This window comes from Streptomyces sp. NPDC023481 (assembly GCF_055560195.1).
Genome location: NZ_JBVHJE010000007.1, coordinates 142,265 through 163,347 on the forward strand (window position 1 = coordinate 142,265; position 21,083 = coordinate 163,347).

At 73.6% G+C, this 21,083-nt stretch carries 22 protein-coding genes; 14 read left to right on the top strand and 8 right to left on the bottom strand.

What is annotated here, in order from left to right; translation table 11 throughout:
- Nucleotides 1-189: 189 nt before the first annotated feature.
- From ACZ3ZD_RS16610 to paaA, 5 genes are read right to left on the bottom strand one after another with little or no spacing between them, the layout of a single operon-like run.
- Nucleotides 190-1,254, bottom strand: a complete 1,065-nt coding sequence (locus ACZ3ZD_RS16610) for a 2Fe-2S iron-sulfur cluster-binding protein (protein ID WP_467397500.1) — start codon at nucleotides 1,252-1,254, stop codon at nucleotides 190-192.
- Nucleotides 1,254-1,793, bottom strand: a complete 540-nt coding sequence (paaD, locus tag ACZ3ZD_RS16615; RefSeq protein WP_467397502.1) for a 1,2-phenylacetyl-CoA epoxidase subunit PaaD — start codon at nucleotides 1,791-1,793, stop codon at nucleotides 1,254-1,256. Before paaD ends, ACZ3ZD_RS16610 begins: the two co-directional genes overlap by 1 nt.
- Nucleotides 1,787-2,518: a 1,2-phenylacetyl-CoA epoxidase subunit PaaC gene (paaC, locus tag ACZ3ZD_RS16620; RefSeq protein WP_467397504.1), complete on the bottom strand. Its 732-nt coding sequence runs from the start codon at nucleotides 2,516-2,518 to the stop codon at nucleotides 1,787-1,789. Before paaC ends, paaD begins: the two co-directional genes overlap by 7 nt.
- Nucleotides 2,515-2,802, bottom strand: coding sequence for a 1,2-phenylacetyl-CoA epoxidase subunit PaaB (paaB, locus tag ACZ3ZD_RS16625; protein ID WP_014673816.1), 288 nt, complete (start codon nucleotides 2,800-2,802; stop codon nucleotides 2,515-2,517). Before paaB ends, paaC begins: the two co-directional genes overlap by 4 nt.
- Nucleotides 2,799-3,794: a 1,2-phenylacetyl-CoA epoxidase subunit PaaA gene (gene paaA, locus ACZ3ZD_RS16630; protein WP_467397507.1), complete on the bottom strand. Its 996-nt coding sequence runs from the start codon at nucleotides 3,792-3,794 to the stop codon at nucleotides 2,799-2,801. The genes paaB and paaA overlap by 4 nt, the downstream gene beginning before the upstream one ends.
- Before the next feature lie 221 nt (nucleotides 3,795-4,015).
- Between paaA and ACZ3ZD_RS16635 the strand changes: the two genes are divergently transcribed.
- From ACZ3ZD_RS16635 to ACZ3ZD_RS16650, 4 genes are read left to right on the top strand one after another with little or no spacing between them, the layout of a single operon-like run.
- The gene (locus ACZ3ZD_RS16635; RefSeq protein WP_467397509.1) at nucleotides 4,016-4,252 is read left to right on the top strand and encodes a hypothetical protein; all 237 of its coding nucleotides are present in this window, start codon (nucleotides 4,016-4,018) and stop codon (nucleotides 4,250-4,252) included.
- 23 nt (nucleotides 4,253-4,275) lie between these two features.
- Nucleotides 4,276-5,037 carry a DUF5819 family protein gene (locus tag ACZ3ZD_RS16640; protein WP_467397512.1) on the top strand — a complete coding sequence of 254 codons (762 nt, stop codon included), beginning with the start codon at nucleotides 4,276-4,278 and terminating at the stop codon, nucleotides 5,035-5,037.
- On the top strand, nucleotides 5,034-6,245 hold the full coding sequence (locus ACZ3ZD_RS16645; protein ID WP_467397514.1) for an HTTM domain-containing protein: 1,212 nt from the start codon (nucleotides 5,034-5,036) through the stop codon (nucleotides 6,243-6,245). The genes ACZ3ZD_RS16640 and ACZ3ZD_RS16645 overlap by 4 nt, the downstream gene beginning before the upstream one ends.
- Entirely contained in the window at nucleotides 6,242-7,015 is a 774-nt protein-coding gene (locus tag ACZ3ZD_RS16650; RefSeq protein WP_467397516.1) for a TrmH family RNA methyltransferase, read from the top strand. Before ACZ3ZD_RS16645 ends, ACZ3ZD_RS16650 begins: the two co-directional genes overlap by 4 nt.
- Here the strand turns inward: ACZ3ZD_RS16650 and paaN are convergent.
- Nucleotides 7,012-8,703 carry a phenylacetic acid degradation protein PaaN gene (paaN, locus tag ACZ3ZD_RS16655; protein WP_467397518.1) on the bottom strand — a complete coding sequence of 564 codons (1,692 nt, stop codon included), beginning with the start codon at nucleotides 8,701-8,703 and terminating at the stop codon, nucleotides 7,012-7,014. The two genes, ACZ3ZD_RS16650 and paaN, sit on opposite strands and share 4 nt — an antisense overlap.
- A gap of 159 nt (nucleotides 8,704-8,862) precedes the next feature.
- On the opposite strand from paaN, the gene ACZ3ZD_RS16660 reads away from it, so the two are divergent.
- Nucleotides 8,863-10,377 carry a 3-hydroxyacyl-CoA dehydrogenase gene (locus ACZ3ZD_RS16660; RefSeq protein ID WP_467397521.1) on the top strand — a complete coding sequence of 505 codons (1,515 nt, stop codon included), beginning with the start codon at nucleotides 8,863-8,865 and terminating at the stop codon, nucleotides 10,375-10,377.
- Nucleotides 10,374-10,961, top strand: a complete 588-nt coding sequence (locus tag ACZ3ZD_RS16665; protein ID WP_467397523.1) for a TetR/AcrR family transcriptional regulator — start codon at nucleotides 10,374-10,376, stop codon at nucleotides 10,959-10,961. Before ACZ3ZD_RS16660 ends, ACZ3ZD_RS16665 begins: the two co-directional genes overlap by 4 nt.
- Before the next feature lie 17 nt (nucleotides 10,962-10,978).
- Here the strand turns inward: ACZ3ZD_RS16665 and ACZ3ZD_RS16670 are convergent, their stop codons facing one another.
- On the bottom strand, nucleotides 10,979-11,464 hold the full coding sequence (locus ACZ3ZD_RS16670; protein WP_467397868.1) for an Lrp/AsnC family transcriptional regulator: 486 nt from the start codon (nucleotides 11,462-11,464) through the stop codon (nucleotides 10,979-10,981).
- A 190-nt stretch (nucleotides 11,465-11,654) separates the two neighbouring features.
- Here ACZ3ZD_RS16670 and pdhA point away from each other — a divergent pair, with 190 nt between their 5' ends.
- Genes pdhA through ACZ3ZD_RS16705 form a run of 7 tightly spaced genes read left to right on the top strand, consistent with a single transcriptional unit; the run spans nucleotide 11,655 to nucleotide 19,604 of the window.
- Nucleotides 11,655-12,809 carry a pyruvate dehydrogenase (acetyl-transferring) E1 component subunit alpha gene (gene pdhA / locus ACZ3ZD_RS16675; RefSeq protein WP_467397526.1) on the top strand — a complete coding sequence of 385 codons (1,155 nt, stop codon included), beginning with the start codon at nucleotides 11,655-11,657 and terminating at the stop codon, nucleotides 12,807-12,809.
- Nucleotides 12,806-13,810, top strand: a complete 1,005-nt coding sequence (locus ACZ3ZD_RS16680; RefSeq protein WP_467397528.1) for an alpha-ketoacid dehydrogenase subunit beta — start codon at nucleotides 12,806-12,808, stop codon at nucleotides 13,808-13,810. Before pdhA ends, ACZ3ZD_RS16680 begins: the two co-directional genes overlap by 4 nt.
- Nucleotides 13,810-15,174 (top strand): dihydrolipoamide acetyltransferase family protein, encoded by a 1,365-nt coding sequence (locus tag ACZ3ZD_RS16685; protein ID WP_467397531.1) that lies wholly within the window; start codon nucleotides 13,810-13,812, stop codon nucleotides 15,172-15,174. Before ACZ3ZD_RS16680 ends, ACZ3ZD_RS16685 begins: the two co-directional genes overlap by 1 nt.
- Before the next feature lie 39 nt (nucleotides 15,175-15,213).
- Complete coding sequence (locus tag ACZ3ZD_RS16690) at nucleotides 15,214-16,119, top strand: NTP transferase domain-containing protein (protein WP_467397533.1); 906 nt, start codon at nucleotides 15,214-15,216, stop codon at nucleotides 16,117-16,119.
- Nucleotides 16,116-17,501, top strand: coding sequence for a molybdopterin molybdotransferase MoeA (locus ACZ3ZD_RS16695; protein WP_467397535.1), 1,386 nt, complete (start codon nucleotides 16,116-16,118; stop codon nucleotides 17,499-17,501). Before ACZ3ZD_RS16690 ends, ACZ3ZD_RS16695 begins: the two co-directional genes overlap by 4 nt.
- Complete coding sequence (locus tag ACZ3ZD_RS16700; protein WP_467397538.1) at nucleotides 17,498-18,595, top strand: potassium channel family protein; 1,098 nt, start codon at nucleotides 17,498-17,500, stop codon at nucleotides 18,593-18,595. Before ACZ3ZD_RS16695 ends, ACZ3ZD_RS16700 begins: the two co-directional genes overlap by 4 nt.
- Nucleotides 18,596-18,623: 28 nt before the next feature.
- On the top strand, nucleotides 18,624-19,604 hold the full coding sequence (locus ACZ3ZD_RS16705) for an NAD(P)H-quinone oxidoreductase (RefSeq protein WP_467397539.1): 981 nt from the start codon (nucleotides 18,624-18,626) through the stop codon (nucleotides 19,602-19,604).
- 12 nt (nucleotides 19,605-19,616) lie between these two features.
- Here the strand turns inward: ACZ3ZD_RS16705 and ACZ3ZD_RS16710 are convergent, their stop codons facing one another.
- Nucleotides 19,617-20,318, bottom strand: a complete 702-nt coding sequence (locus ACZ3ZD_RS16710) for a hypothetical protein (protein ID WP_467397541.1) — start codon at nucleotides 20,316-20,318, stop codon at nucleotides 19,617-19,619.
- Between the two features lie 175 nt (nucleotides 20,319-20,493).
- Here ACZ3ZD_RS16710 and ACZ3ZD_RS16715 point away from each other — a divergent pair, with 175 nt between their 5' ends.
- Nucleotides 20,494-21,036, top strand: a complete 543-nt coding sequence (locus ACZ3ZD_RS16715; RefSeq protein WP_467397544.1) for a bacterial proteasome activator family protein — start codon at nucleotides 20,494-20,496, stop codon at nucleotides 21,034-21,036.
- Nucleotides 21,037-21,083: the final 47 nt, after the last annotated feature.

Genomic DNA, 21,083 nt, shown 5'->3' on the forward strand with positions numbered 1-21,083 from the left:
GAGGGAGGGAACGGGCACGGAGAAGGGACGGGTGAGAGGGAGGGAGCGGGCGCGGAGAAGGGAGCGGGTGAGAGGGAGGGAGCGGGCACGGAGAAGGGACGGGTGAGAGGGAGGGAACGGCCGCGGAGAAGGGGGCGGGTGAGGGGGAGGGGGCGGGGGCGGGCGCGCGACCGGTGCGACGGGGGCGCGTCAGCGGTCGAAGTCCAGCTCCACCCCTTCCGTCAGCGGATGCGACTGGCAGGCCAGCACATATCCGGCTTCCGTCTCCTCCGTCTCCAGCGCGAAGTTGCGGTCCATGCGCACCTCGCCCGCGACCAGGAAGGCCCGACAGGTCCCGCACACCCCGCCCTTGCAGGCGTACGGCGCGTCGGGCCTGTTGCGCAGCACCGTCTCCAGCAGCGACTCGCCCTCCCGCACCGGCCAGGTGCCGCCACGGCCGTCGAGGCGCGCGGTGACGGTGCTGTGCGCGGGCGCCGGAACCATGGCCGCCGGAACCGATCCCGCGTCCACGTGGAAGATCTCCTCGTGGATCCGGCCCCGCGCCACACCCAGCTCGCGCAGCGCCTTCTCCGCGCCCTGCACCAGCCCGTACGGCCCGCACAGGAACCAGCCCGCCACCCGCTCCACCGGCAGCAGCGCGGGCAGCAGCCCCATGAGCCGCTCCCGGTCCAGCCGGCCGGACGGCAGCCCCGTCTGCTGCTCCTCCCGGGAGAGCACGGTCACCAGCTGAAGCCGCTCCGGATAACGGTCCTTCAGGTCGGCGACCTCCTCCAAGAACATCGTCGAGGCCGCCGTACGGTCACTGCGTATCAGACAGAACCGGGCCCCGGGTTCGCGTGCCAGCAGCGTGGCGACGATGGACAGCACCGGGGTGATGCCGCTGCCGCCGACGATCGCCGCGTACAGACCCGGCGCCGGTTCCAGCGTGAAGCGGCCCGCCGGGGTCATCACCTCCAGCTCGTCCCCGACGGCGATCTCCTTCAGCGCGTACGTCGAGAAGGCGCCGCCGTCGACCAGCCGCACTCCCACCCGCAGGCTGCTCGGGCCCTCGCCGACCGGATCGGGGGCGGGGGAGCAGATCGAGTAGGTGCGCCGGATCTCCGTGCCGTCGGTCCGGCGGCGCAGCGCGAGGTGCTGGCCGGGTGCGTGCCGGTACTCCTCGCGCAGCTCGGGCGGGACGGTGAGGGTGAGAGCGACGGAGTCGTCGGTGAGCCGGTCGACCGCGGCCACCGGCAGCGGGTGGAAGCGGGCCATCACAACTCCTTGAAGTGGTCGAACGGTTCACGGCAGGCCAGGCAGCGGCGCAGCGCCTTGCACGCGGTGGAGGAGAACCGGCTCAGCAGCTCGGTGTCGGCCGACCCGCAGTGCGGGCAGCGGACCGGTTCGGTGGCGGTGGCGGTGCCCGCGTCCCGGGTGCGGGCCGGGCCCAGGGCCAGCGGCACCGGGCCGCCGTCCTGGCGCACGCGCGGGGGAGCGATGCCGAACTCCCGGAGTTTCTCGCGCCCTTCGGGGGTGATGTCGTCCGTCGACCAGGCGGGGGAGAGCACCGTGCGGACGGTGACCTCGCGCATGCCGTGGGCGCGCAGCACCCGCTCGATGTCGACGCTCATCGTCTCCAGGGCCGGGCAGCCGGTGTAGGTCGGGGTCAGGTCGACCTCCACCGCGTCGGCGCCCCGGAGGTGCACCGCGCGGAGCACGCCCAGCTCCCGCAGGGTGAGCACGGGCAGTTCAGGGTCGGGGACCGCGCCGGCCAGCTCCAGCAGCTCCGCCTCCAGGGCGGTGGCGGTCACCATGACGCCCCCGGGTGGCTGCGGTGCAGGTGCTGCATCTCGGCGAGCATCCGGCCGAACGGCTCGGTGTGCAGGCCCTGCCGGCCGGCGCCCGCCGACCAGCCGCCGGCGCGCGGGCCCTCGGGGAGGGCGAGGCCGGCCCGGCCGAGCACGTCGGTCACGGACTCCAGCCAGCGCTCCTCCAGGCGGGCCCAGTCGGCGTCGAGGCCCTCCACCGGCTGGAACATCTCCCCGGTGAACCGCCACAGCGCGTCGCAGGCCCGGCGCATCCGCTCGTGGCTGGTCTCCGTGCCGTCGCCGAGCCGCAGCGTCCACTGCTCGGCGTGGTCGCGGTGGTAGGCGACCTCCTTCACCGCCTTCGCGGCCAGCGGCGCGAAGGGTCCCGCGCCGACGGCGAGTTCGGCGTAGAGCAGCTGCTGGTAGGTGGAGAAGTACAGCTGGCGGGCGATGGTGTGCGCGAAGTCGCCGTTCGGCTGCTCCACCAGCTGGAGGTTGCGGAAGGCGCGCTCCTCGCGCAGATAGGCCAGTTCGTCCTCGTCGCCGGCCAGGGACAGCAGCACCCGGGCCTGGCCGAGCAGGTCCAGGGCGATGTTGGCGAGGGCGACCTCCTCCTCCAGGACGGGGGCGTGCCCGGCCCACTCCCCCAGGCGGTGGGAGAGCACCAGGGCGTCGTCGCCGAGGGTGAGCGCGGCGGTCACCGGGACGGTGGCGGGGCCGGTGGCGGTCACAGGTGCTTCACCCCTTCCGGGATCTCGTAGAAGGTCGGGTGCCGGTAGGGCTTGTCGGCGGCCGGCTCGAAGAACGGGTCCTTCTCGTCCGGCGAGGACGCGGTGATCGCGGCGGCCGGGACGACCCAGATCGAGACACCCTCGCCGCGCCGGGTGTACAGGTCGCGGGCGTTGCGCAGGGCCAGCTCGGCGTCGGGCGCGTGCAGGCTGCCGGCGTGGGTGTGGGAGAGGCCGCGCCTGGAGCGCACGAAGACCTCCCACAGGGGCCAGTCGGTGGTGCTCATGCTCGCGTCGCTCCCGTCCCACCGGTGTCGCCGGCGTGCTTGGCCGCGTAGGCCGCGGCTGCTTCTCGTACCCATGCGCCCTCCTCGTGGGCGCTTCTGCGCTGGGTGATCCGCTGCTCGTTGCAGGGGCCGTTGCCCTTGAGGACCTCCCAGAACTCGGTCCAGTCGATCGGGCCGAAGTCGTGGTGCCCCCGCTCCTCGTTCCACCGCAGCTCCGGGTCGGGCAGGGTGAGACCCAGGGACTCGGCCTGCGGGACGCAGATGTCCACGAAGCGCTGGCGCAGCTCGTCGTTGGAGTGGCGCTTGATCTTCCACTCCATCGACTGCGCGGAGTGCTGCGACTCGTCGTCGGGCGGGCCGAACATCATCAGCGACGGCCACCACCAGCGGTCCACCGCGTCCTGCGCCATGGCGTGCTGCTCCGGGGTGCCCTTGCTGAGGGCCAGCAGCAGCTCGTACCCCTGGCGCTGGTGGAAGGACTCCTCCTTGCAGATCCGCACCATCGCCCGGGCGTACGGGCCGTAGGAGCAGCGGCACAGCGGGACCTGGTTGGTGATCGCGGCGCCGTCCACCAGCCAGCCGATCGCGCCGACGTCGGCCCAGGTCAGGGTGGGGTAGTTGAAGATCGAGGAGTACTTCTGGCGGCCGGCGTGCAGCTTGTCGAGCAATTCGTCGCGGCTGGTGCCGAGGGTCTCGGCCGCGCTGTAGAGATAGAGGCCGTGGCCGGCCTCGTCCTGGACCTTCGCCATCAGGATCGCCTTGCGGCGCAGCGAGGGCGCGCGGGTGATCCAGTTGGCCTCCGGCTGCATGCCGATGATCTCGGAGTGCGCGTGCTGGGCGATCTGCCGGACCAGGGTCGCGCGGTAGGCGTCGGGCATCCAGTCGCGCGGTTCGATGCGTTCGTCGGCGGCCACGGCCGCGTCGAAGGCGTGCTGGTAGGCCGCCGTGTCGACGGTGTCCGGTGCCGTGCGTTGCGCGGCTGCTGTGGCCATGCGGTCCCCCTGACATCGGGCTGTGCGGTGAACTCTGTCCGAGCGAAGTGTCCCGACCGATCGTTCGGTCCGTGCGAATCCATGGTGTGCCGGGCCGCGGTGGGGTGTCAACCGCTGTGGAAAACTCCTCGCCCCACCTGTGGACAACGTGTCGGAGGGGTGGCGGGGGCGCTGGTGGGCGAGGCGCGTGGCGTCGGGAGGGCGTACCGCGGTGGCCCGCGGTGGGATTCGGGTCGTACCCGGGGCTGCGCCCGGTGCCCGGGGCTGAGTACCGTTCCGTCCGGGCGCCGGGACGCGGCGCTCGTGCCGCGTGTGGCGCCCGTGACGGCGCCGCGCCACCGGACCGGCCGCTCGGCCGTACCGCCGGGCCGGGCAGCACGACCGGGCACGGCACCGGGCACGGCACCGAGCAGGACACCGGGTACGACACCGGGCAGCACACCGAGCTGACCGCATGAGCCGAAACGGGGGACGGGACGGAATGGACGCGTACGACGAGGATCCGCGGGGCCCACAGGGCCCGGACGGGTCGGCCGGGACGCGTCTCCCGGAAGAGCCCACGGCACCGCCCCCCGCACCCGCGTCCGCGCCCGCCCGCACCGGTGTCGCCGCGCTCTCCCGTCGCTACCAGGTCGTCGCCGCGCTGGCGCTCGCGGTGGTCGCCGTGGCCGCCTGTACACACCTGCTGATGGTGTTTCTCAGCCTCGCCCCCGCGAACACGGTGACGAAGCAGCACGGCAAGGCGATAGAGGAATGGGTGTACCCGGAGTTCGAGCAGAACTGGAAGCTGTTCGCACCGAACCCGCTGCAGCAGAACATCGCCGTACAGGTCCGCGCGGAGGTGCGGATGCGGGACGGCGCCCTGCGCACCACGGGGTGGACGGACCTGTCCGCGCAGGACGGCGCCGCCATCGACGGCAACCCGGTGCCCAGCCACACCCAGCAGAACGAGCTGCGCCGGGCCTGGGACTTCTTCGCCGCCACGCACGGCACCGACAACCGCCCCGGCGGCCTGCGCGGCTCGCTGTCCGAGCAGTACCTGCGGCGGATCGTGGTGATGCGCCTGTACCGGGACGACCCGACGAGCCGGGAGGGCGTGATCCAGCGCGTGAAGGTCCGTTCCAGCACCAGCAATGTGCAGCCGCCGCCGTGGAGCCGCGAGCGGGTGTCCGACCAGCCCGCCTACCGCGTGCTGCCCTGGTGGTCCCTGACGTCCGACGAGGCCGCGGGAGGCGTGCGGTGAACTCTCTCTCCCCGATGCTGTCGCGTGGTGTCGTCCGCGTCACGGAGGCGGCCCTCGGGCCGTACCAGAGCGCCGTGATCCGGATCGGCTTCGCCGGGACCTGGCTGCTGTTCCTGCTGCGCGAGTTCCCGCACCGCCAGGAGCTGTACGGACCCTCCGGGCCGTGGGGCTGGAACCTCGCCCGGCAGCTGACCGCCGACAACCACGCCTTCACGGCGCTGCTGTGGTCCGACGGGCAGCTGTGGTTCGAGTGCTGCTACACGCTGGCCGTCCTCGCGAGCGCGGCCCTGCTGCTCGGCTGGCGCACCCGGACCGCGTCCGTGCTGTTCATGGTGGGCGTGCTGTCGCTGCAGAACCGCAGCGTGTTCGTCGGCGACGGCGGCGACAACGTGCTGCACCTGATGGCCTTCTACCTGGTGTTCACGCGCTGCGGCCAGGTGTGGTCCCTGGACGCGCGGCGCGCCGCCCAGGGCGAGGCGGCCCGCGCGCGCGGGGAGCGGGTGCCCGCCGACCTGGTGGGCCCGGTGCTGTGGGCGGGGCTGGGCGGCGCGCTCGGCACGGTGACGCTGACCGGCCGGTTCGAGGGCGAGTGGCTGGTCCCGGCGCTGCTGTGGGCGGCCTGGGCCGGGCTCGGCCTGTGGTGGGCCGTCGGCCGCCGGGCGGCCTGGGAGCAGCCGCGGATCCTGCTGGACGTCGTCGCCAACGTGCTGCACAACGGCGCCCTGGCCGTGATCATGGCGGAGGCCTGCCTGATCTACGCCACGGCCGGCTGGTACAAGATCCAGGGCACGCGCTGGCAGGACGGCACCGCCGTCTACTACCCGCTCCACCTGGACTACTTCTCGCCCTGGCCTGCCCTGGCCGACCTGATGTCGTCCAGCGGCACGATCATGATGATCGTGACCTACGGGACGGTCATGGTGCAGATCGCCTTCCCGTTCACGCTGCTCAACCGGCGGGCCAAGAACATCCTGCTGGTGCTGATGATGACCGAGCACGCGGTGATCGCGGTCGTCCTCGGGCTGCCGTTCTTCTCGCTGGCGATGATCACCGCGGACGCGGTCTTCCTGCCGACGTCCTTCCTGCGGCGGGTGGGCGACCTGGCCGACCGCGCGCGGGGGCGGCTCGTCCGGCGGGCCGGCCGGACGGTCCCGGGCCCGCGCTCCCCCGAGGAGAGCACGGCGGACCACGTAGGGTTCACGGCATGAGCGACCCGCTGAGCCGCTGGCGCGCACACGCGGACACCGCCGTGCTGCTCGACGGCTTCCACGCCCTGAAGCACGCGCTGCGCTTCGGGGCCGAAGTACCGGTCGCGGTCACGACCGACCGGAGAACCGCGCTCGCCCTCGCCGAGGACCTGGCCGGGGACGTCCGCGACGCCCTGGAGGCCCTCCTGACGGAGGTGCCCGGGCCGGCGTACGCCGCGCTCGTCCCGCGCCCCCACCCGACCGGGGTGGCCGCCCTCGCGCTACGGCCGTCCCGCGAGGCCAACCTGCGCGCCCTCGCCCGAACCCCCCGCACCGCGCCCGTCGTGGTCCTGGACCACCCCCGCAACCTCGGCAACGCGGGCGCCGTGATCCGGCTGGCCGCCGGATTCGGGGCGACCGGCGTGGTCACCACGGGCACCCTCGACCCCTGGCACCCCACGGTGCTCAGGGGTGGCGCGGGCCTGCACTTCGCCACCGCCGTCGAGCGGCTCGGCGTCGACGAGCTGCCCGCCGGCCCGCTGTTCGCCCTCGACCCGGAGGGCGAGGACATCCGCGGCACCCAGCTGCCCGACGACGCCGTGCTGGCCTTCGGCTCGGAACGCACCGGTCTGTCACCGGAACTGCGCGCCCGAGCCGACCACCTGCTGCGCCTGCCGATGCGGCCCCAGGTCTCCAGCTACAACCTCGCCACCAGCGTGGGGATGACGCTGTACCACTGGAGCGCGACCGGCACCGCCACCACCCAGGCCCTTCCGGAGGACAGGACCTAGATTTCCCGGCGCACCTCGACCACCCGGAAGCGGTTCGCCACGAAGGCGCTGTCGCACAGGGCCGCGTTCGCCGCCGGGTTGCCGCCCGAGCCGTGGAAGTCGGAGAAGGCGGCGGTCTGGTTCACGTACACCCCGCCGGTGAGGTTGAGCGACAGCTGGGCGGCCTCCTCCAGGCACACCTCCTGGATCGCGTCCTCGGTCCCGGCGTCCGTGGTGTACGCCCCGACCGTCATCGCGCCCTTCTCCCGGACCGTGCGGCGCAGCAGCTCCACCGCGTCCGTCACCGAGTCGACCGCGACGGCGAAGGAGACGGGGCCGAAGCACTCGCTCATGTAGGCCGCCTCGTCGTCCGGCTTCGCGCCGTCCAGCTTGACCAGGACGGGCGTGCGGACCACCGCGCCCGGGAAGTCCGGCTGGGTGATCTCGCGGGAGGCGAGGGCGACTTCGCCGAGTCCGGCCGCCGCCTCCAGGCGCGCCTTGACGTCCGGGTTGACGATCGCGCCCAGCAGGGCGTTCGCGCGCGCGTCGTCGCCGAGCAGGCCGTCGACCGCGCGGGCCAGGTCGGCGGTGACCTCGTCGAAGGTCTTGGGGCCCTGGTCGGTGGCGATGCCGTCGCGGGGGATCAGCAAATTCTGCGGGGTGGTGCACATCTGGCCGCTGTACAGGGACAGCGAGAACGCCAGGTTGGACAGCATGCCCTGGTAGTCGTCCGTGGAGTGCACGATCACCGTGTTGACGCCGGCCTTCTCCGTGTAGACCTGCGCCTGGCGGGCGTTGGCCTCCAGCCAGTCACCGAAGGACGTCGACCCCGTGTAGTCGATGATCCGGATCTCGGGGCGGGTGGCGAGGGTCTTGGCGATGCCCTCCCCGGGGCGCTCGGCGGCCAGCGCGACCAGGTTCGGGTCGAAGCCCGCCCCGGCCAGCACCTCCCGGGCGGCCTGGACGGTGAGCGCGAGCGGCAGCACCGCGCGCGGGTGCGGCTTGACCAGGACCGCGTTGCCGGTGGCCAGGGAGGCGAACAGGCCCGGGTAGCCGTTCCAGGTCGGGAAGGTGTTGCAGCCGATGACCAGGCCGATGCCGCGCGGGACGGGCGTGAAGGCCTTGGTGAGCGCCAGCGGGTCGCGCTTGCCCTGCGGCTTGGTCCACTCGGCCGTCCCGGGGGTGCGGACCTGCTCGGCGTACGCGTACGCCACCGCCTCCAGGCCGCGGTCCTGGGCGTGCGGGCCGCCGGCCTGGAACGCCATCATGAACGCCTGACCGCTGGTGTGCATGACGGCGTGCGCGAACTCGTGCGTCCGGTCGCTGATCCGCTTGAGGATCTCCAGGCAGACCACCGCGCGGACCTCCGGTCCGGCGTCCCGCCACGCGCGCTGCCCGGCCCGCATGGCCGGCAGCAGCACGTCGACGTCCGCGTGCGGGTAGGTGACGCCCAGCTCGATGCCGTACGGCGAGACCTCGCCGCCCACCCAGTCGTCCGTGCCGGGCTGGCCCAGGTCCAGGCGGGTGCCCAGCAGGGCGTCGAAGGCGGCCTTGCCCGCCGCGGCGTCCAGGCTGCCGTTCTCGCCGTACGCCTTGGGGTGCTCGGGGTGCGGGGACCAGTACGCGCGCGTGCGGATCGCTTCCAGGGCCTGGTCGAGCGTGGGCCGGTGCTTCTCGATCAGCTCGTGGGCGGTCAGTTCGGCGGCCATGCGGGACCAACTCCTCGTCTGGAGAACTCTTCGTCGAGTTCGGGACCTGGCGGAAAGAGCAGCGGGATGGGACGGTCAGAGCTAGAGTAACCGAACGATCGGTCGGTTCAAGGGGGTCCGCCGCATCTGTGGAAAACCCCGTGCGGGAGGATCGCGCACATGACAGCACTCGACCCCAGCAGCCCCGTGGCCGTGGTCGGCACCGGCACCATGGGCCAGGGAATCGCCCAGGTCGCGCTGGCCGCCGGCCACCCCGTGCGGCTGTACGACGCCGTCCCCGGGCGGGCCCGGGACGCGGCCGAAGCGATCGGCGCCCGGCTCGACCGGCTGGTGGAGAAGGACCGGCTCACCGGCGCCGAACGGGACGCGGCCCGTGCCCGCCTGCGGCCCGCGGAGGAACTCGCGGAGCTGGCGGACTGCGCCCTGGTCGTGGAGGCCGTCCTGGAGCGGCTGGACGTCAAGCAGGCGCTCTTCGGCGAGCTGGAGGAGATCGTCGCCGACGACTGTCTGCTGGCCACCAACACCTCCTCGCTGTCGGTGACGGCGATCGGCGGGGCGCTGCGCCACCCGGGCCGCTTCGTCGGCCTGCACTTCTTCAACCCGGCGCCGCTGCTGCCGCTGGTCGAGGTGGTCTCCGGGTTCGCCACCGACGCCGCGTCGGCCACGCGCGCGTACGAGACCGCCCGCGCCTGGGGCAAGACCCCGGTGGCCTGCGCCGACACCCCCGGCTTCATCGTCAACCGTGTCGCCCGGCCCTTCTACGCCGAGGCGTTCGCCGTCCACGAGGCCCAGGCGGCCGACCCCGCGACGATCGACGCGGTCCTGCGCGAGTCGGGCGGCTTCAGGATGGGCGCCTTCGAGCTGACCGACCTGATCGGCCAGGACGTCAACGAGTCCGTCACCCACTCGGTGTGGCGGTCCTTCTTCCAGGACGTGCGCTTCACCCCCTCCCTGGCGCAGCGCCGGCTGGTGGAGTCCGGCCGGCTCGGCCGCAAGACGGGCCGGGGCTGGTACGAGTACCGGGACGGTGCCGAGCGCCCCGCACCGCACACCGCCGACAAGGAGCAGCCGCCCGCCCACGTCATCGCCGAGGGCGATCTGGGCCCGGCCGCCGACCTGGTCGCGATGATCCGCGAGGCGGGTATCACGGTGCGCGAGGAGGCCGCGGACGACGGCGCCCGGCTGGTGCTGCCCGGCGGCGGCCGGCTCGCCCTCGCCGACGGCCGGAGCTCCGTGGAGTTCGACGACCTCGTCCACTTCGACCTCGCGGCGGACTACCGCAAGGCCACCCGCATCGCCCTGTCCGCCTCCCGGGACACCCCCGCCCGGACCCTCGCCGAGGCCGTCGGCCTCTTCCAGGCGCTCGGCAAGGAGGTCAGCGTCATCGGCGACGTCCCCGGCATGATCGTCGCCCGCACGGTCGCCCGGATCATCGACCTCGCGTACGACGCCGTCGCCAAGGGCGTGGCCACCGAGGAGGACGTCGACACCGCCATGCGCCTCGGCGTCAACTACCCCCTCGGCCCCTTCGAATGGAACCGCAGGCTCGGCCGGACGTGGGCCCACGACCTGCTGGAGGAGATGAACCTGCGCGACCTGTCCGGGCGGTGCGCGCCCTCCTTCGCGCTGTACCGCCACGGGCACGCCGCCGGCCGGCAGGAGGGCACCTCATGACCACGGCCCGACGTGACACCTACACCCCCGAGACGCTGCTCTCCGTCGCCGTGCGGGTCTTCAACGAGCGCGGCTACGACGGCACCTCCATGGAGCACCTGTCCAAGGCGGCCGGCATCTCCAAGTCGTCGATCTACCACCACGTCAGCGGCAAGGAGGAGCTGCTGCGGCGGGCCGTGAGCCGCGCCCTGGACGGCCTCTTCGGCATCCTGGACGAGGAGCACGCGCGCGCGGGGCGGGCCGCCGACCGGCTGGAGCACGTCGTGCGCCGCATGGTCGAGGTGCTCATAGCCGAGCTGCCCTACGTGACGCTGCTGCTGCGGGTGCGGGGCAACACCGAGACCGAGCGGTGGGCGCTGGAGCGGCGCCGCGACTTCGACCACCGGGTCGCCGAGCTGCTGAAGGCGGCCGCGGCCGACGGGGAGGTACGCGGTGACGTGGAGGTCCGGCTGGCCACCCGGCTGGTCTTCGGCATGATCAACTCCATCGTGGAGTGGTACCGGCCGGACGTGCGGGGCGCGAGCGACCGGGAGGTGGCCGAGGCCGTGGTCCGACTGGTCTTCTCGGGGCTGCGGCACGGCTGACCCCGGCCGTCCGGCCCTCAGGTCTGCGGCTCCAGGTCCTCCTCCTCGAACACCAGCAGCGTACGGGTGCTGAGCACCTCGGGAATCGCCTGGAGCCGGGTCAGCACCAGCTCGCGCAGCGCCCTGTTGTCGGGCGTGTGCACCAGCAGCAGCACATCGAAGTCGCCGCCCACCAAGGCGATGTGGTCGGCGCCGGGCAGCTGTCTGAGCTGCTCGCGGACCGTGCGCCAGGTGTTCTGGACGATCTTCAGCGTGATGTACGCCGACGTGCCGTGACCGGCCCGTTCGTGGTCCACGCGCGCGCTGAAGCCCCGGATCACCCCGTCCTCGACGAGCCGGTTGATGCGCGCGTAGGCGTTGGCGCGCGAGACGTGGACGCGTTCGGCGACCGACCGTATCGAGGCGCGGCCGTCCGCCTGGAGGATCCGCAGGATGTCCTGATCGATGGCGTCCAGCGGGCGCGGCGGCGGCAGCGCGGCGCCGTCCTGCGGACCGTCGGCCATTTGTTCAGGTCCCATGTCCCTCCGCTTCCCCGCCGTGGACGCTCTGCGTTCATTCCAGGCTGTGGAGAACCGTTTGTCCACAGCCTCGAGGTGCCTGTAGCCAAAATGTGCCGGCGACCGAACAATCGGTTGGTGAGGCGAGTCACAGCCGACGCGCCTCCCGTAGCCGCTCCCACGAGGAGGTGCCGTCATGACGGTTCTGGAGCAGCGGGGCGCGTACCGGCCATCGCCGCCGCCCGCCTGGCAGCCCCGTATGGACCCCGCGCCGCTGCTGCCCGACGCCGAGCCGTACCGCGTCCTCGGCACCGAGTCGGCCGGCAAGGCCGAGCCCGACCTGCTGCGCCGGCTGTACGCACAGCTGGTGCGCGGCCGCCGGTACAACACGCAGGCCACCGCCCTGACCAAGCAGGGCCGGCTCGCCGTCTACCCGTCCAGCACCGGCCAGGAGGCCTGCGAGGTCGCCGCCGCCCTGGCCCTGGAAGAGCGTGACTGGCTCTTCCCCAGCTACCGCGACACGCTCGCCGTCGTCGCCCGGGGCGTGGACCCCGCCGAGGCGCTCACCCTGCTGCGCGGCGACTGGCACAGCGGCTACGACCCCTACGCCCACCGGGTGGCCCCGCTCAGCACCCCGCTCGCCACCCAGCTGCCGCACGCCGTCGGCCTCGCCCACGCCGCCCGCCTCAAGGGCGACGACGTGGTCGCGCTCGCCATGGTCGGCGACGGCGGCACCAGCGAGGGCGACTTCCACGAGGCGCTGAACTTCGCCGCCGTCTGGCAGGCACCGGTGGTCTTCCTGGTGCAGAACAACGGCTTCGCCATCTCCGTCCCGCTCGCCAAGCAGACCGCGGCGCCCTCCCTGGCCCACAAGGCCGTCGGGTACGGCATGCCGGGCCGGCTGGTCGACGGCAACGACGCCGTCGCGGTGCACGAGGTCCTGAGCGACGCCGTACGGCACGCGCGCGCGGGCGGCGGTCCGACCCTGGTGGAGGCGGTGACGTACCGCATCGAGGCCCACACCAACGCCGACGACGCCACCCGCTACCGCGAGGACGCCGAGGTCGCGGCCTGGCGCGCCCACGACCCGGTCCAGCTGCTGGAACGCGAACTGACCACCCGCGGACTGCTCGACGAGGCCGGGATCGAGGCCGCCCGGCAGGACGCCGAGACGATGGCCGCCGAACTGCGGGACCGCATGAACCAGGACCCCGAACCCGACCCCATGGACCTCTTCGACCACGTCTACGCCGAGACCACGGCGCAGTTGCGCGAACAGCGGGCCCTGCTGCGGGCCGAGCTGGACGCCGAGCAGGAGCAGCACGGCGAGCGGGAAGGCGGCGCCCGATGACCACCGTCGCCGTCAAGCCCGCCACCATGGCGCAGGCCCTCACGCGCGCGATGCGCGACGCGATGGCCGCCGACCCCACCGTGCACGTCATGGGCGAGGACGTCGGCACCCTCGGCGGTGTCTTCCGGGTCACCGACGGCCTCGCCAAGGAGTTCGGCGAGGACCGCTGCACCGACACCCCGCTCGCCGAGGCCGGCATCCTCGGCACCGCCGTCGGCATGGCCATGTACGGACTGCGGCCGGTGGTGGAGATGCAGTTCGACGCCTTCGCCTACCCGGCGTTCGAGCAGCTGATCAGCCATGTCTCCCGGATGCGCAACCGCACGCGTGGCCGGATGCCCCTGCCGATCACCGTCCGGGTCCCCTACGGCGGCGGCATCGGCGGCGTCGAGCACCACAGCGACTCCTCCGAGGCGTTCTACATGGCGACGCCCGGGCTGCACGTCGTCACCCCGGCCACCGTCGCCGACGCCTACGGACTGCTGCGCCGGGCCATCGCCTCGGACGATCCGGTCGTCTTCCTGGAGCCCAAGCGGCTGTACTGGTCGAAGGACACCTGGAACCCCGAGCAGCCCACGGACGTCGAGCCCATCGGGCGCGCGGTGGTGCGCCGGCCCGGCCGCACCGCCACGCTCATCACCTACGGCCCCTCGCTCCCGGTCTGCCTGGAGGCCGCCGAGGCCGCCCGGGCCGAGGGCTGGGACCTTGAGGTCCTCGACCTGCGCTCCCTGGTGCCGTTCGACGACGAGACGGTCTGCGCGGCCGTCCGGCGCACCGGCCGCGCCGTCGTCGTCCACGAGTCCACCGGTTTCGGCGGGCCGGGCGGCGAGATCGCGGCCCGTGTCACCGAACGCTGCTTCCACCACCTGGAGGCGCCGGTGCTGCGCGTGGCCGGCTTCGACATCCCCTATCCGCCGCCCATGCTGGAGCGGCACCACCTGCCCGGCGTCGACCGCATCCTGGACGCCGTGGCCCGGTTGCAGTGGGAGGCCGAGGGCTGATGGCTCAGGTGCTGGAGTTCAAGCTGCCCGACCTCGGCGAGGGCCTCACCGAGGCGGAGATCGTCCGCTGGCTGGTCAAGGTCGGTGACGTGGTCGCCGTGGACCAGCCGGTGGTCGAGGTGGAGACGGCCAAGGCGATGGTCGAGGTGCCCTGCCCCTACGGCGGCGTGGTCACCGCCCGCTTCGGCGAGGAGGGCACCGAACTGCCCGTCGGCGCACCGCTGCTGACGGTCGCCGTCGGAGGACCGGCGGCGGAGTCCGAGGGTTCCGGCAACGTCCTGGTGGGCTACGGCACGCAGGCCCCGGCGGCCCGCAGGCGCCGGGTCCGGGCAGGCACGGCCGGCGTCAACGGGCGGGTGCAGCGGCCGGGGACCACGCCGGCGGCACCCCCCGCGCACGTGACCCCACCGGCGACGGCACAGACGCCCGAGCCCACCACTGCGCCCGCGCCCGTCTCCGCGCTCGTCGAGGGTCCGGTCCCCGTGATCTCGCCCCTGGTGCGCAAGCTCGCCCGGGACAACGGGGTCGACCTGCGACAGCTGGTCGGTTCCGGGCCGGAGGGACTCATCCTGCGCGTCGACGTCGAGAACGCGCTGCGGGCCGGGGCCGCGCCGACGCGCCCGGCCGGCGAGCCGGTCGTACAGACGGCTCCCGAGGCGGCACCCCGGGCCGAGGCGGGCGTGCGGATCCCGCTCAAGGGCGTGCGCGGCGCGGTCGCCGACAAGCTCTCCCGCAGCCGCCGGGAGATCCCGGACGCGACCTGCTGGGTCGACGCCGACGCGACCGAACTCCTGCGCGCGCGCACGGCGATGAACGCGGCCGGCGGCCCGAAGATCTCCCTGCTCGCGCTGCTCGCCCGCATCTGCACGGCCGCCCTGGCCCGGTTCCCCGAGCTGAACTCCTCCGTCGACACCGAGGCCCGCGAGATCGTCCGGCACGGCCAGGTCCACCTCGGGTTCGCCGCCCAGACCGAACGCGGCCTGGTCGTGCCCGTCGTCCGGGACGCCCAGGCGCGCGACGCCGAGTCCCTGACCGCCGAGTTCGCCCGGCTCACCGAAGCGGCCCGCGCGGGCACCCTCACACCCGGGGAACTCACCGGCGGCACCTTCACGTTGAACAACTACGGCGTCTTCGGCGTTGACGGCTCCACCCCGATCATCAACCACCCCGAGGCGGCCATGCTCGGCGTCGGCCGGATCGTCCCCAAGCCGTGGGTGCACGAGGGCGAGCTGGCCGTCCGCCAGGTCGTCCAGCTCTCGTTCACCTTCGACCACCGGGTGTGCGACGGCGGCACGGCGGGTGGCTTCCTGCGGTACGTGGCGGACTGCGTGGAACAGCCGGCGGTGCTGCTGCGCACCCTGTAGCGGCCCCGGGGGCGGGACCGGGCAGGACATACTCGGGGGATGACCGACAACGCCCCCGCCGTGCCCGCCGGGCCGTACGACGCCGTCGTGCTGGCCGGCGGTGCCGCCCGCCGGCTCGGCGGGGCCGACAAGCCCGCCGTCCGGGTCGGGGGCCGCGCGCTGCTCGACCGGGTGCTCGCGGCCTGCGCGGACGCCCGGACGACCGTCGTCGTGGCCGCGCCCCGGCCCACCGCCCGCCCGGTGCGCTGGGTGCGCGAGGAGCCGCCCGGCGGCGGACCGGTCGCCGCGCTGGACGCCGGCCTGCGCCTCACCACCGCCGCGCACACCGTCGTGCTCTCCGCCGACCTGCCCTTCCTCGAACCAGCCACTGTGCGCGGCCTGCTGACCGCCCTTCAGGACACCGGTGCCGACGGCGCGGTGCTCACCGATGCCGACGGCCGCGACCAGCCGCTCGTGGCCGCCTACCGCACCGCCGCCCTGCGCCGCGAGCTGACCTCACTCGCCGCCGCGCACGGCGGTCTCACCGGGTTGCCGCTGCGCCGGCTGACCGGAGCACTGAGCCTCACCCGCGTCCCGGACCCGCTCGCGTCCTTCGACTGCGACACCTGGGACGACATCGCCGACGCCAGGGCACGGATCAGGGAGCATGGACACGTGTTGGATGAATGGATCTCCGCAGTCAAGGACGAGCTGGGCATCGACCTGGACGTCGACACCGGCGTCCTGCTCGACCTGGCCCGGGACGCCGCGCACGGCGTGGCCCGCCCCGCGGCGCCGCTGACCACCTTTCTCGTCGGCTATGCCGCGGCGCAGGGCAAGGGCGGCCCCGAGGCCGTCGCCGAAGCCGCCCGCAGGGCCGCCGCGCTGGCGCTGCGCTGGGCGGAGGAGGGCGACGGGGGTCCGGACGGCGGCAGCGGGGACCCGAGCACCCCGGACGCCGGATGACCGCCCCCGGCACCCGGGCCGAGGCGCCCGCCGAGGACACCGACGACCTCGACGTCGAGGAGGCGCTGGCGCTGGTGAGGGATGCCCACAGGGAGCCCCGGGACGACGGCGCCGACGACGGCACGGGCCGGACACCCGACCCGGCCCCGCAGCCGCCCGGCGAGCGGCCCGCCGAACCCCACCGGGCCACCCCCTGGCCCCGGGCCCGGGAGATCGCCGCCCGGGCCGGGCGTTCCCGCGCCCGCCGCACCCCCGTCCGTGTGCCGCTCGGCGACGCCCTCGGGCTGGCCCTGGCGACCCCGCTGGACGCGCTCACCGACCTGCCCTCCTTCGACACCTCCGCGATGGACGGCTGGGCGGTCGCCGGACCCGGCCCCTGGCAGGTGCGGGAGGAGGGCGTGCTCGCCGGGCACGCGCAGCCGGAGCCGCTCACCGACGGCGAGGCGGTCCGGATCGCCACCGGCGCCCGCATCCCCGCCGACACCACCGCCGTCCTGCGCACCGAGCACGGCCGGATCGACGCCCAGGGCCGCCTGCACACCACCCGCGAGATGCTCCACGGCCAGGACATCCGCCCGCGCGGCCAGGAGTGCCGCACCGGCGACCAGTTGCTGCCCGTCGGCACCCTGGTCACCCCCGCCGTCCTCGGCCTGGCCGCGGCGGCCGGCTACGACACGGTCACCGTCGTGCCCCGGCCCCGCGTCGAGGTCCTCGTGCTCGGCGACGAGCTGCTGACCGAGGGACTCCCGCATGACGGGCTGATCAGGGACGCCCTCGGCCCCATGCTGCCGCCCTGGCTGCGCGCGCTGGGCGCCGAGGTCGTCGCCGTCCGCCGGATCGGTGACGACGCCCGGGCGCTCCAGAGGGCCGTCACCCGCTGCGAGGCCGACCTGATCGTCACCACGGGCGGTACCGCGTCCGGACCGGTCGACCACGTCCACCCGGTCCTGGAACGCGTCGGCGCCGAACTCCTCGTCGACGGCGTCAAGGTGCGCCCCGGCCACCCCATGCTGCTGGCCCGCACCAAGGAGCACCAGCACCTCGTCGGCCTGCCCGGCAATCCCCTCGCGGCCGTCTCCGGGCTGCTCACCCTCGCCGAACCGTTGCTGCGGACCCTCGCCGCCCACCCCGCCCCCGAGCCGTACGCCCTGCCACTGCGGGAGGCGACGCAGGGGCACCCGTACGACACCCGGCTCGTCCCCGTGGTGCTGCGCGGCGACCATGCCATGCCGCTGCACTACAGCGGCCCGGCCATGCTCCGGGGCATCGCGGCCGCCGATGCGCTGGCCGTCGTACCACCGGGCGGGGCGCGGCAGGGCGAGGAGACGGAACTGCTGGACCTGCCGTGGGCGGCCGCCGGGATCGGGGTGTGTTTCACGTGAAACTTCCGGGCCATGACGCCATCGCCCGCCGCGCGGACGAACGTCTGGTGACCCATCGGGTGCAACTGCCGAGGAAAGTGGTGGAGCGCCCGATCCGCCAGGTCGTCAAGCGGCTGATCATGGCCCTGGTGGTGCTGGTCGCCACCGCGTTCGTCGTCTACGCCGACCGCGACGGCTACCACGACAACTCCGACGGCCCCGTCGGCCTGCTCGACGCGTTCTACTACGCGACCGTCACCCTCTCCACCACCGGATACGGCGACATCACCCCGGTCAGCGACGGCGCCCGGCTCGCCAACATCTTCGTCATCACGCCCCTGCGCGTGCTGTTCCTGATCATCCTGGTCGGCACCACGCTGGAGGTCCTCACCGAACGCACCCGTGAGGAATGGCGCCTGAACCGCTGGAGGTCCACCTTGCGTGACCACACCGTCGTCGTCGGCTTCGGCACGAAGGGGCGGTCGGCCATCCAGACCGTCTGCGCGACCGGTCTGAAGAAGGAACAGGTGGTCGTGGTCGACCCCAGCGCCAAGGTGATCGACGCGGCGAACGCCGAGGGCTACGTCGGCGTCATAGGCGACGCCACCCGCAGTGACGTGCTGAAACGGGCCGAGGTGCACAAGGCCCGGCAGATCATCGTCGCCCCGCAGCGCGACGACACCTCCGTGCTCGTCACCCTGACCGCCCGCCAGCTCAACCGCACTGCCAAGATCGTGGCCGCGGTGCGCGAGGAGGAGAACGCGCCGCTGCTCAAGCAGTCCGGCGCCGACGCCGTCATCACCAGTTCCGGCGCGGCAGGCCGTCTGCTCGGCCTGTCCGTGCTCAGTCCCGCCGCCGGCATGGTCATGGAGGACCTCATCCAGCAGGGCAGCGGACTGGACATACTCGAACGGCCCGTCGTCCGCGGCGAGGTGGGCCGGAAGCCGCGCGAGACGGACGACCTGGTGGTGAGCGTCATCCGCGGCCACCGGGTGCTCGGCTACGACGATCCGGCCGTCGGCACCCTCCAGCTGACGGACCGGCTCATCACGATCGTCCGCGTCACCCCCGGCGCCCAGGTCACCCCCGACACCCGCCCCCTGCCCGGCGGGTGAGCGATCCTCCGGGAGTAGCGTCACCGGTATGCATGCGATCACGATTCCCGAACCTGGTGATCCCGAGGCGCTGGTGTGGGACGAGGTCCCCGATCCGGTGCCCGGCGAGGGCGAGGTGCTGGTCGAGGTGGTGGCCAGCGCCGTCAACCGCGCCGACATCCTGCAGCGTCAGGGCTTCTACGACCCGCCGCCCGGCGCCTCCCCCTACCCCGGCCTGGAGTGCTCCGGCAGGGTCGCCGCACTCGGTCCCGGCGTCTCCGGCTGGAGCGTCGGCGACCCGGTGTGCGCGCTGCTCGCGGGCGGCGGCTACGCCGAGAAGGTCGCCGTACCGGCCGGACAGCTGCTGCCCGTGCCCGAGGGCGTCGATCTGACCCGGGCGGCGGCGCTGCCCGAGGTCGTCTGCACCGTCTGGTCCAACGTGTTCATGGTCGCCCACCTGCGCCCGGGCGAGACACTGCTGGTGCACGGCGGCTCCAGCGGCATCGGCACCATGGCGATCCAGCTGGCCAAGGCCGTCGGCGCCAGGGTCGCGGTGACCGCGGGCAGCAAGGAGAAGCTGGAGCGCTGCGCCGAGCTGGGCGCGGACGTGCTCATCAACTACCGCGAGCAGGACTTCGTCGACGAGATCCGGCAGGCCACCGGCGGCGCGGGAGCCGACGTCATCCTCGACAACATGGGCGCCAAGTACCTGGACCGCAACGTGCAGGCCCTCGCCGTCAACGGGCGCCTGGCGATCATCGGCATGCAGGGCGGGGTGAAGGCCGAGCTGAACATCGGCACGCTGCTCGGCAAGCGGGCCGCGATCAGCGCGACCTCGCTGCGGGCCCGTCCGCTGGAGGAGAAGGCGGCCATCGTCGCCGCCGTACGCGAGCATGTGTGGCCCCTGCTCGCCGCCGGGCACGTCCGTCCGGTCGTGGACCGCGAGGTGCCGATGCCGGACGCGGCCGAAGCGCACCGGCTGGTGGAGGAGAGCGGTCACATCGGCAAGGTGCTGCTGGTCGCGCCGTAGCGGCGGGGCCGGTCAGCTCCGGCGCAGTCTCAGGCCCAGCAGTGCCAGGCCCAGGCCCAGTCCGATGAGGACCAGGCCGCTGCCCAGTGGCAGGAGCCGCAGGACCGGCTCCGTGGGGGCCTCACCCTGCGGGGCCGCCTGCTGGACGGGCTGCACCGGGTGCCCGGCCGGGGCGGAGCCGGCCTCCTGCGGTGACGAGGAGGCGCCCGGTATCTGCGCGGTCTCCGCCTCCTCGGGCTCCGCCGGCTCCTCCTGCTCTTCCGGCTGCGCGACGGGGGTGGCGGGCGGGGGATCGTCGTCGCCCTCCACCTCGATCGCGGGCCCGTCCGGTCGGCCCGGCCGCATCCGCCCCTCACCGGCCCGGCTGCCCGCCCGGGACGGCTCGACGGTGGCGATCCGGCGGTAGGCGCCGGCCGACGCCGAGGCGGAGTCGGACGGCAGCGGGACGGCGGCGGGCGCGTCCCGGTGCGGGTGCGCGGAGGGGGCCGGAGCGGCCTGGGCCCGGCCGGGGCCGTCGCGGCCCGGTGGCCCCTGCTCCGGGTGCCCGCGGCCCGCGGCGGTGTACCGCGTGACCGCGCGGCCGGGGCCCGCTGCCGCGGGGTGCCCCGGCGGGCCGCCGTACGCGACGGCGATGCCGTACGCCGGCAGTGCCGCCGCCGTGAGGAGGACCAGCAGCCGGAGACTGCGGAGTGTGAGTCGCAGGCGTGGAGTCACGTCCGTGACCTCCCGGAGCCCAGGGTGTCGTGACCGTTGGAAAACCGACGGAAACAAGCCTCACATTCCAGGACGAAGAGGGCATTTCGGATTGCTCCGTCGGGTCTAAACGGTGGATCAGCCCCACGTGGGGGCAGGACGGTGATGAGGTGGTGGCGTGCGAGAGAATGGCGGCATGGAGATGCCGAGGAACGAACGGTCGCCGGAGAACCCCCAGATCCTCGTCGTGGGCCAGGACGGGATGGCGCTCGGCGGCGGCAGGGACGATGACTCCCGTGAGACCCCGGTGACGGAGCAGGTGGAACAGCCGGCCAAGGTCATGCGGATCGGCAGCATGATCAAGCAGCTGCTGGAGGAGGTGCGCGTCGCCCCCCTCGACGAGGCCAGCCGGGTGCGGCTGAAGGAGATCCACGCCAGCTCGGTGAAGGAGCTGGAGGATGGTCTGGCCCCGGAGCTGGTCGAGGAACTGGAGCGGCTCTCGCTGCCGTTCACCGACGACGCCACCCCGACCGACGCGGAACTGCGGATCGCGCAGGCCCAGTTGGTGGGCTGGCTGGAGGGCCTCTTCCACGGGATCCAGACCACGCTGTTCGCCCAGCAGATGGCCGCACGGGCCCAGTTGGAGCAGATGCGCCGCGCGCTCCCGCCGGGGGTGACCGGCCAGGAGGGCGGCGACGACCACCACGCGGGCGGTCGCTCGGGCGGGCCGTACCTGTAGGCCACCGGCCGTACCCGTAAGACACAAGGCCGACGACACACGGCTCA